This window comes from Flavobacterium columnare NBRC 100251 = ATCC 23463 (genome assembly GCF_002530675.1).
GTDB lineage: Bacteria > Bacteroidota > Bacteroidia > Flavobacteriales > Flavobacteriaceae > Flavobacterium > Flavobacterium columnare.
Genome location: NZ_PCMX01000026.1, coordinates 21,970 through 32,163, shown reverse-complemented (window position 1 = coordinate 32,163; position 10,194 = coordinate 21,970). Strand labels below are relative to the sequence as shown.

Genomic DNA, 10,194 nt, shown 5'->3' with positions numbered 1-10,194 from the left:
TAAACTTTGAATTTTCTTTTCTGATTATTACCCTTGTTCTTTTGTAATGTATCCCGTAAGTTCCCTCAAAGAGAAAACGTGAGGATATGATTTAGCTAAAATGAAAGCTTTCTTAAGACAATATCTTGATAAATTGAAGGTTAAAAGAGATTAAAGACTTCTTTTCGGTTGAAAAGGTGTATGCTTTTAGGAATCCCTTTTTGGATATTTTGAAGACTTTTGTATATAAAACAGCATTTTTGAGTTTTTTATAAACAAAAAAGTTTATTGAAACGAATTTCAATAAACTTTTGGTAATATCCTATTTTACAATATTTCATAGCATTTTATCAAATATTTAGACTATTAAGGTTGTTAAGCATAGGGAGAAATCACAGAATATTGATCATGTGATTTCTCCTGTTGTGAGGGGTAAAATGAATATTAAATTATTTTTGTATAACTTCTTTATCGTTTCAATAGAATTAAAGCGTGTGGATTTGCTTTAATTTTTCTTTCCACATAGCTAATTCCTCTCTGTTACGTTCAATATTTTTCTTTACTTCAATAATCATAGGATTATCTTTTTTGGCATTAGAAAAGAATTGAATATTATTTTCTAATTGAAAAATATCGTTTTGAACTTCTTCTATTTTTCGTTGAATAAAAATCTTTTCTCCGTCTATTTTATGTTGTCCTTCTTGGCTTAATTGTTCTAAACGGCTATTGAATCGTACCATTTCGGCTTCACGTTTACTTGATGTCAAATGATCAAATAATCCATCGAGTACTTTATTGAACTTACCTTCTATATGTCTTCTAGAAAAAGGTACTTTACCAAATGATCTCCAAGTTTCTATATGATTCTTTATAGCTTCTAAATCTTTTTTATGATCTCCTGAAAGGGTAAACGTCTTTACAATTTCTAAATAATCTTTTTTCTTATCGAAAGCAACAATTTCAATAGCCTCATTTTGGTTTCTAAAGGCCGTTAATCTATCAAAATAGTGATTGCAAGCTTCTTTAAATTCTCCCCAAACACTATCCGAAAACTTTTTAGGAACATGACCTATTAATTTCCAATCTTCTTGGATTTTTTTCATGATAGGGGTAGTTTCATCAAAGTTGTCATTATTCATTAACTCTTTTGCTTTAGCAACTAAGGCATTTTTTTTATCTAAATTGGACTGTTGTTCCTTTTTGATATCTTTATAAAAAGAGTTTTTGCTAGCATTAAAATTTCGAACAGCATTTTTAAAATCAGCCCACGTTTGCTCATTTACTTCTGTGGGTACTTTGCCTGCTTCAAAAAAAGCTTTTCTTAATTGTTCTATTTTGTTTATTTGCCCTTGCCAAGAAGAGTGTATAATTATTTTTTCTTGAGTAATTTGAGTAATTTGGTTTATAATATCTTTTTTTAGGGCTAGATTTTCTTCCTCTTTTAAGCGTTGTTGTTCAAATAAACCTTCACGTTTTTCGTGCATTTGTTTCGTTACTTCGCTAAAAGCTTTCCAAATTTCTTCTCTATTTTCTTTAGATACAGGACCTATTTCTTCCTTCCAAACTTTATGTAATAATTGAAGTTCTCTAAAAGCTTTAAAAACATCTAACTCTTCTAAAAGACCTTTAGCTCTTTCTATAATTTTTAATTTTTTGTCTAAATTATGTTTAAATTCTAAATCACGAGCTTCTCTATCTAGATGTAATAAATCATAAAAGTTTTCTAGATGAAAATGGTAGTTATTCCAAACATGGTTGTATTTGTCTTTAGGTATTGACCCCGCATTTTTCCAGCGATCACGGATGTCATTAAATTGCTTCAATAAATCTTTTATTTCAGCATTTGAAGCTAGTAATGTTTTAAGTTCTTCAATTAGATTTAGTCTATTTTGAAGATTCGATTTTAACTTAGCTTCTAAATTCTTGAAGTGGGTATTTTTTTTGTCTTTATAATTATTATATAATGAATCAAATTTTGTTTTTGTAGGATAATAGTATTCAAAATTCTCAATCGGGTTTTCATGTAAAAATTCTTCTTTTTTTTCTTCAATAAAATGAGTGTATTTAGATAAAAAAGCAGATTTTATTTCTTCTACATGATTACGAATGGCCATAATCTTGTCAGTAGAAAGCAATTGCTCAAATTCTGTTACTAATAAATCCATACTCATGGTATGATAATCTTTCATTGGAATTTCGTGTTCATCTTCCAATGTATTATCTTCACTTACTTCTGCATTTAAGTTTTCGATGGTTTCTATCGCTAATTGAGTATGTGATTGCGATAGATTGTGATCATTTCCATCTGCTTTTAGCAGGTTATCATTCATTTCTTCTTGCATATTGCAGGATATTTACAGTTAATAATATTTTGCACAAGTTAATAAAATCAAATTTAAATAAAAAATAATAAGGTTATAAAACCTTTTTATATTGACGATTTAGAATTGTTGTAAGAAAATATTTTATACCTGAGATAGAATAAAAAAGAAGGTTTCCAAAAGTAGATAACTAACACTTAGTTTTTATTTAGATAAAAAGAAACCTAATAATGGATATATTATTTGATTTATTTTATCTGTTCATTCTGAACTTTCTTGGTAAATTAGAAAGAATTGATTAAACAAAGCTAAATGATAAGATTGTCTACTTTTTGGATACCTTCTTTAGAGATTTTTTAAAATTAATTTATAATGATTCTTCTTGATTCTTTTTTATTTTTACTTTCTATATTTAAAATGTAAACACCAGAAGAAATATTAGATAAATCTATCTCATTATTAAAGACAGAACCTTTTACTTCATATTTTCTTTCAAATACATTTCTACCACCTAAATCAAAAATTTTAACTTTTACTTCTTGGTCTGTAGACAAAGTAATATCAAATTTACCATTCGATGGATTAGGAGAAATTTCAAAGTATTCAAAATTATTTATTTCATTTCCTAAAGTTCCTTGTATAACAAAATTATCAATGAAGACTCCTTCTTGATTTGAAGCATCGTCTGATATAAAAGTAAATCTGAAAATAGCATTTGATGCTGGGCCTACTTCTGTTAGGCTTTGACTATAATTTCTTTTATTACCATTGTTTCCATTACCTCCTGAAGGAGCAATATGATAATCGCCAGTCCATTGTTTTCCAATGCAATTGAAGCAATCCACACCATTAGGCATTCTAGAACTGTTATACCAAGTGTTATTCATCTCCCCCAGAGGAGTCCAAGTGGCTCCATTATTGGTTGAATATTCAAAATAAATAATATCCCAGTTACTTTCAAGATCAAATGCCATATCAAAACTTACCCTTGCATTGGTTAAGTTTGATAAATTATAACATTGAGAAACTAAGTAAGACGTAGTTTTATCAGGATAGTTTCCTACTAATTTTGTAGCATACCCTGGTGAATTACCAGTAGCTGTAACTGATAGATTGGTTTTGTTCACGATACCTCTTTCCCAAACAGTATTGCTTTTTCCTCCTTTATCTACAGATATTAAAGCGTCATTAGCTGTATTAAATGTGTTTATAGAGCCTATATTTCCAGAATCATTTACTAAGATGACCATAGATTTGGTATTATTAGTTGTTAAACCATCATTTGTTATGTTAGTAGTAACATTTAGTATGTGGTAACCTCGAGTCAGCCCATTTATGTTTATAGCTTCTGTTGCTTGTTGGCATTGAGCTAAATTGCCACTCCAATTTAGGGTAGAACTTGCCCCACCGTCTATATTATAAGTTATCGTAGCAGCATTAATAATATTAGATCCTCCATTTTCAAAAGTAACTATAGGGTTATAGGATGCACCACAATTTACATTTAAATTGCCTCCTTGTAAAGATTTTAAAACAATGTCATTGGCAACAGCATTGTATGCGCTTCCAACATTTACAGCATACCAAGCATTAGTAACGGATTGTACTTCTGGACTTGATGCGCAATATAAAGAATTTGCTACAGCTATGGTTGCATTTCTACAATCCATAAAAGTAGAGTTAGGAGTTAAATAATCTCTTTCAGCATAATAAGCTATTTGTGCTGCTTTAGTCATACCTATTCCTTGAACATTATAAACATCTTGTCCACCGTTTGCTAAACTAGCATTGTTAGTACCTGATTTACCAGCCGTTAATATGTAAAACCAATGATTTAAAACACCGCTATTAGTGTGTACACCACATTGATCATTTGCCTCATTTGGATCAGCACATTCAGGAGTAACTCCAGTATCATCTTGTGTATCTACATAATACAATCCTAAAAAAGTATCAGGAGCCCTTTTCGTATTAGGGTAGCTCATAGATCGTAAAGAGGGACCAATATCTTCTCCTAATTTCCAAACATTTAATGTACCAGGACTGGCAGTATCAGCTGCTGCATTCAGATTGCCGTTTTTAGCATATTGTTCAATACATGCTCCCCAAATATCTGAAAATCCCTCATTCATTGCTCCGGATTGATTTTTATATGCTAAATCGGCTGTATAGGTACATACAGCATGTCCTATTTCATGACCACAAATATCAACAGCTGTTAAGGCATCTAAATCAGTTCCTTTGCCATAGCTCATAAATTGACCATCCCAAAAGGCATTGTCACTAGAGCTATTTGTGGGATCAACTATGGCTAGATCAAGATTAACATAGCTTTTTATAACGCTTCCTTTGTTATCAAAACTGTCTCTATTGAAAATAGTTTTCCAAAAATCATACGTTTTTAGAGCACCCCAATGCGCATCTAAGCCGGCATCATCTTTAGTTGCATTGTGAAATTCGGCAGCTGTCCAGTTATTGTCATCATCTGTAAAATGAGAATTAGCATAATTACCATTAGCACAATTATAGGTAACAATACCTTTTCCTCTTGTGGCATCGGATAAAATATATCTGTTTAAATTTGTATCAAAAGTGGTTTCTATACTTCTGTTACCACTATAACGAGTAGCTGCATTTCCTGAAGCTAATGCTGAAGGAAGAATAATATTTTCTATTTGCTTACCTGTTCTTTTTATTTGATCTTTTGAAACTAAATTTTTATGGAAGTGTTTTATTAAAGGATTTGTATATAAAAGAGCTCCTGTGTTAGCATTAATATAATATTCTTTTCTAGAAATAGGTTTTACAGAATAGATATCGTATTTGTATGCTAGATATATTTTTCCTGAATTAGTATCAGGAAAAATGACTAATTCTCCTTTAGGTTTTTCATATTCAAAAACTTTAGATTGTTCTGGATTTTCCCATAAATATTTTTCTGCATTTGCGTAATCTAAAGCATATTGAAAACACCTCTGAGCTGAAAGTTTAGGAGTTAAATCTAGTGATTTTGCATTATATAGTTCTGCATTTACTAATTCAACTAAGCCATTTTTTTCATGGGTAATAACAGTTCCAAATTCTACTTTTAATCCTTTGTAATATTGTTGATGCCTTTGATGTGTAAGGCCTGTAATATCAGAAGTTACTGAGCTAATTTTGTATTGATTCTCTTTACCTAGTCCATACGTTTTTTCTATAGCGTCTAAAGCTTTTTCACGAGAAGACGCTTTATCCATACGCAATGTTTTTTGATGTTCTTTCTTAGATTCAAATTTTGCGTTTTCTTGTGCTTGCAGATTTGAAATCATAGATAGTATAGAAAATAATGCAATATAATTTTTTTTCATACCTATTAGTTTTATTATTAGCCCATAATATTAACAATTTTTTAAGATAAATAAAAGAGGTGTGTTTCTTTTTTGTAACATTTTTACTTTTTTAAAACTTTAAGTATGCCTAAAAACGAACCATATAAGTTTGCAATATAATTTTAGTAGTAAAATGCTCTTAATCTATTTTATTAATATAAAAGACTTTCATTACTTTTACATAATTAGTTAAGGATTAAATAAATCAAAAAAGATGGTATCTGTTCAAGAGGCTTTAAAAAAAATAGAAGAAATAGAAGTAGAACTTTTTACAAAAGAAATTTTATTAAAAGATTCTAATGGTTATGTACTTGCTTCAGATATTATTTCACCAATAGATATGCCACCGTTTAAGCAATCAGCAATGGATGGTTTTGCTGTGAACAAATTGGATTGTTTAGATTTTAATATAATTGGGGAAATAAAGGCAGGTGATGCTATTCAGCTTCTACTTAAAGAATCTCAAGCAATAAAAATATTTACTGGAGCTGCGGTTCCTAATGATGCCATAGCGGTAATTCCTATTGAAAAGTGTAAGATTGAAAAGAATAGATTAATTTTATCAGAATTACCTAAATATGAGGAAAATATTAGACCTATAGGAGAACAAATACGATTAGGGGATATTGCTTTACAAAAAGGTATTCCGCTTACCCCCGCTGCTATTGGCTTCTTATCTTCTCTAGGAATTATTCACGTAACAGTATATAAAAAACCTTCAGTAGGAATTGTTGTAACTGGAAATGAATTAATTGCCCCAGGAAATGAATTAGCATTTGGTCAAATTTATGAAAGTAATAGTATTATGTTGCAATCAGCTTTAAATGATTATACAGAAGATGTTTCGATTTATAAAGTAAAAGACAATCTAGAGCTTACTACTATTGCCATTCAAAAAGCATTGTTAGAACATGATATGATTCTTATTTCAGGAGGGATATCCGTAGGTGATTATGACTTTGTATATAAAGCTTTAGCGGATTTAAAGATAAAAACCCTTTTCTATAAAGTTAGTCAAAAACCAGGGAAACCTTTGTATGTAGGATTAAAGGATTCTAAAATAGTGTATGCTTTACCTGGAAATCCAGCGGCTTCGCTTAGTTGTTATTATATTTATGTATTGCCTATTATAAAAAAAAGAATGGGTCTTATTCCTGATACATTTAAAAAAGTTCCTATTTCACATGATTATATTATCAAAAACACAAGGACTCAATTTTTAAAAGCCTATTATGATGGAGAAAGAGTAACGATACTTAGCCATCAAAATTCCAATATGCTGAATACTTTTGCTTTAGCTAATGTTCTTGTAAGACTTGAAGCAGGGGAGTATATAGTTAAATCAAATTCTATAGTTGATATTTATCATATAAATTAAAATATTAAAAAGATAAATTTGTCTTATTAAGGTGACGAGTACTGTTAAGATCTCGTAAAATTTTAATTAAGATGAATATTGAGTCAAATCTATTTTTATTTCTCATAGCAAGCATTGCCTTTTTGTATGCCAGTATAGGACATGGAGGGGCAAGTGGGTACTTGGCACTGATGAGTTTGTTTTCATTTTCGCCCGAAGTCATGAAACCCTCAGCGTTAATCCTAAATATATTAGTGTCTTCAATTGCCTTTTTATTTTTTTATAAATCAAAACAATTTCGTTGGAAATTGTTTTATCCTTTTGCTATTACCTCAATTCCATTTTCGTTTATCGGAGGTTTTTTTAGAATAGACACCTATTTATACAAAATAATTTTAGGTATTATTTTACTCTTTGTCGTAGTAAAAATACTAGTATTTGAACCGAAAGAAAAGCACGAAATAAAGGCTATTCATTTGAAAAAAGCCCTTCTAATAGGAGCTTTCATAGGTTTTATATCAGGTATTTTAGGCATAGGGGGAGGCGTGATTTTAAGTCCTGTTATTTTGTTATTAAATTGGGGACGTATGAAAGAAACAGCTGCTGTTTCTGCCTTATTTATATTCGTTAATTCCATATCTGGAATCTTAGGTTTTTTGGCAAATAAAGGGCAATTTCCGCTACAAATGACTCATATTATTCTAGTTGTACTTATAGGAGGTGTTTTGGGAGCTTTTTATGGCAGTAAAAAATTTAATAATATGACTCTAAAGTACATCTTATCTTTTGTATTAGTGATTGCTTCTACTAAATTAATAGTTCTTTAGATGAACATAACAGGATACATATTAGCAGGAGGAAAAAGTAGTCGGATGGGAGTAGAAAAAGGACTTCTCTTACTTAATAATATTCCTTTTATAAAGTGTATAAAAGATGCTCTAGACCCTATTTGTAATACGATTCAAGTTATTACCTCTAATCTTGAATACAAAAGAATGGGGTTTTATACCATTGAAGATCTTATAAAAGAGAAAGGACCTGTGGGAGGAATTTATACAGCTTTGAGTTGTTCAAAAACACCTTATACAATTATTGTAAGTGTAGATACTCCATTAATTACTACTGAGTTAATGGAAATATTGATTAAAAATCATATTGATAAAAGCAGTAGCATTACCATTTTTGGAAATGAACAAAGTGATAATCCTCTTATTGGTATTTACAACACGGATTTAAAAATAGTATTTAAAGAAGCTATTGTTAGTAACACATTACAATTAAGAAAAGTATTAAAAAATATTAAAACTCGAAGAATTGCTATTCCTGAAGGGTTTCAATATCAATTACAGAATATTAATACAAAAGAGGAATACAAAATTATTGTAAATCAATTTACGGATAAAAATGCAAATTAAGATTAAATATTTTGGTCAACTTACGGATGTTACGCATAAAGAAGAAGAGATTATTGTAATAGATAAACATGAGATTGTTTGTGCTGAAATCATTCAAATTTTATCATTTAAGTACGAAAAATTAAAAGAAATTTCTTTTAAAATAGCAATTAATAAAAAAATTCAAGACTCAGAATATATTGTAAATAAGGAAGATGAAATTGCTTTACTTCCTCCTTTTGCAGGAGGATAAAATTTATAAAAATGAATATTTTAAAACGTTATAATCGTCAAATAAGCTTAGAAAAGATAGGCGTAATAGGTCAACAAAAATTGGGATTAGCAAAAGTTCTTGTAGTTGGAGCAGGAGGGTTGGGGTGTTCTGTATTACAAAATTTAACTGCAATGGGAGTAGGTACGTTAGGTATTATAGATGGGGATGTGGTTGAAGAAACTAATTTAAATAGGCAAGTTTTGTATACTTTAAACGATTGTGGGCAAAGTAAATCAGAGGTTGCTAAAAAAGCTCTAAAAAAAAGCAATTCGTTTATAAAGATTCATACTTATCCTGTATTTTTAAATGAAACGAATGCGTATAAACTCATTCAAGAATATGATATAATTGTTGATTGTACCGACGAAATTCAAATACGTTATTTAATTAATGATATATGTTTACTTACAGAAAAGCCTTTTGTATACGCATCTATTTATAAATTTCAAGGACAATTAAGTGTTTTTAATTATAATAACGGCCCTAGTTATAGATGTTTGTTTCCTGAACAAAAAAACAATTCTATTTCCAATTGTACAACCAATGGTGTTTTAGGAGTTTTACCCAATATTTTAGGTACCATGCAAGCAGCAGAAGTAGTTAAAATAATACTTCAAATAGGAAAAATAGTTTCAGGAAAAGTGCTTTTATATGATTTGTTATTACAAAGTACTACTGAAATTGAATTTTTAAAAAATGAAAAGCAAATAAGATTAGGTTATAAAAAAGGTCTTAAAATAAAAGAAGCTAATAAAGAATCATTTGAAGATATGAATGGTGTTGAATTTCTTAAAAAATGTAAAAACAACCAATACAAAATTATTGATTTAAGAGAAAAAGATGAATTACCTAATTTACCATTTCAATGTATAGAGTCAGTTCCTTTAAGTCAGTTATATGATGTATGTCAGAATTGGGATAAAAATGAAAAAATAATTCTTATTTGTCAAAGTGGAATAAGAAGTTCCCAGGCAAAAGAGAAACTCAAAGAAATAGGTTTTAAAAATATAGGGCAATTAAAATATGGAATCAATTCAATTCTTAATGTATTAGAAAATGAATAGACTAAAACAAAACGTTTTTATTAAAGGCGCTATACAGTCCGAATTTATAGCTACTTCAATTACAAAACATCAAGCAAAAAAAGATATAGGAGCACATCAACTCTTTTTAGGTCAAGTACGGGCTGATAATATTCAGAACAAAAAAGTAATAGCTATAGATTATTCTGCTTATGAAGAAATGGCGGTAGAAAAATTAGATGAAATTAGAGAAAATACCTTTCAGAAATATAGTATAACTTGTATGCACATCTACCATAGTCTAGGAAGAGTAGAAGCAGGCGAACTCTGTTTATTTGTATTTGTTTCTGCACCTAGACGAAAAGTGACTTATGAAGCTTTAGAATATATAGTTGAAGCAATAAAAAAAGAAGTCCCCATTTTTGGAAAAGAAATCTTAGAAGATCAAAGTTATACATGGAAAAAAAATCAATAAT

Annotated in this window: 8 protein-coding genes; 6 read left to right on the top strand and 2 right to left on the bottom strand. The window is 29.4% G+C overall.

Features of this window, described 5'->3' with window-relative positions; translation table 11 throughout:
- Positions 1–464: 464 nt before the first annotated feature.
- Together B0A78_RS04575 and B0A78_RS04570 are read right to left on the bottom strand one after the other, a co-directional pair.
- Entirely contained in the window at positions 465–2,321 is a 1,857-nt protein-coding gene (locus tag B0A78_RS04575) for a DUF349 domain-containing protein (RefSeq protein WP_014164536.1), read from the bottom strand.
- 341 nt (positions 2,322–2,662) lie between these two features.
- Positions 2,663–5,650, bottom strand: coding sequence for a M4 family metallopeptidase (locus tag B0A78_RS04570; RefSeq protein ID WP_077225295.1), 2,988 nt, complete (start codon positions 5,648–5,650; stop codon positions 2,663–2,665).
- A gap of 235 nt (positions 5,651–5,885) precedes the next feature.
- Here B0A78_RS04570 and B0A78_RS04565 point away from each other — a divergent pair, with 235 nt between their 5' ends.
- From B0A78_RS04565 to B0A78_RS04540, 6 genes are all read left to right on the top strand, one after another.
- On the top strand, positions 5,886–7,049 hold the full coding sequence (locus B0A78_RS04565) for a molybdopterin molybdotransferase MoeA (protein ID WP_014164538.1): 1,164 nt from the start codon (positions 5,886–5,888) through the stop codon (positions 7,047–7,049).
- Positions 7,050–7,120: 71 nt separating this feature from the next.
- Positions 7,121–7,855, top strand: a complete 735-nt coding sequence (locus B0A78_RS04560; RefSeq protein ID WP_014164539.1) for a sulfite exporter TauE/SafE family protein — start codon at positions 7,121–7,123, stop codon at positions 7,853–7,855.
- A complete protein-coding gene (mobA, locus tag B0A78_RS04555) occupies positions 7,856–8,443 on the top strand; it encodes a molybdenum cofactor guanylyltransferase (RefSeq protein ID WP_014164540.1) in 588 nt (195 codons plus the stop codon).
- Positions 8,433–8,675 carry a MoaD/ThiS family protein gene (locus B0A78_RS04550; RefSeq protein ID WP_014164541.1) on the top strand — a complete coding sequence of 81 codons (243 nt, stop codon included), beginning with the start codon at positions 8,433–8,435 and terminating at the stop codon, positions 8,673–8,675. Before mobA ends, B0A78_RS04550 begins: the two co-directional genes overlap by 11 nt.
- An 11-nt stretch (positions 8,676–8,686) precedes the next feature.
- On the top strand, positions 8,687–9,760 hold the full coding sequence (locus tag B0A78_RS04545) for a ThiF family adenylyltransferase (protein WP_014164542.1): 1,074 nt from the start codon (positions 8,687–8,689) through the stop codon (positions 9,758–9,760).
- A complete protein-coding gene (locus B0A78_RS04540) occupies positions 9,753–10,193 on the top strand; it encodes a molybdenum cofactor biosynthesis protein MoaE (RefSeq protein ID WP_065213608.1) in 441 nt (146 codons plus the stop codon). Before B0A78_RS04545 ends, B0A78_RS04540 begins: the two co-directional genes overlap by 8 nt.
- Position 10,194 lies beyond the last annotated feature (1 nt).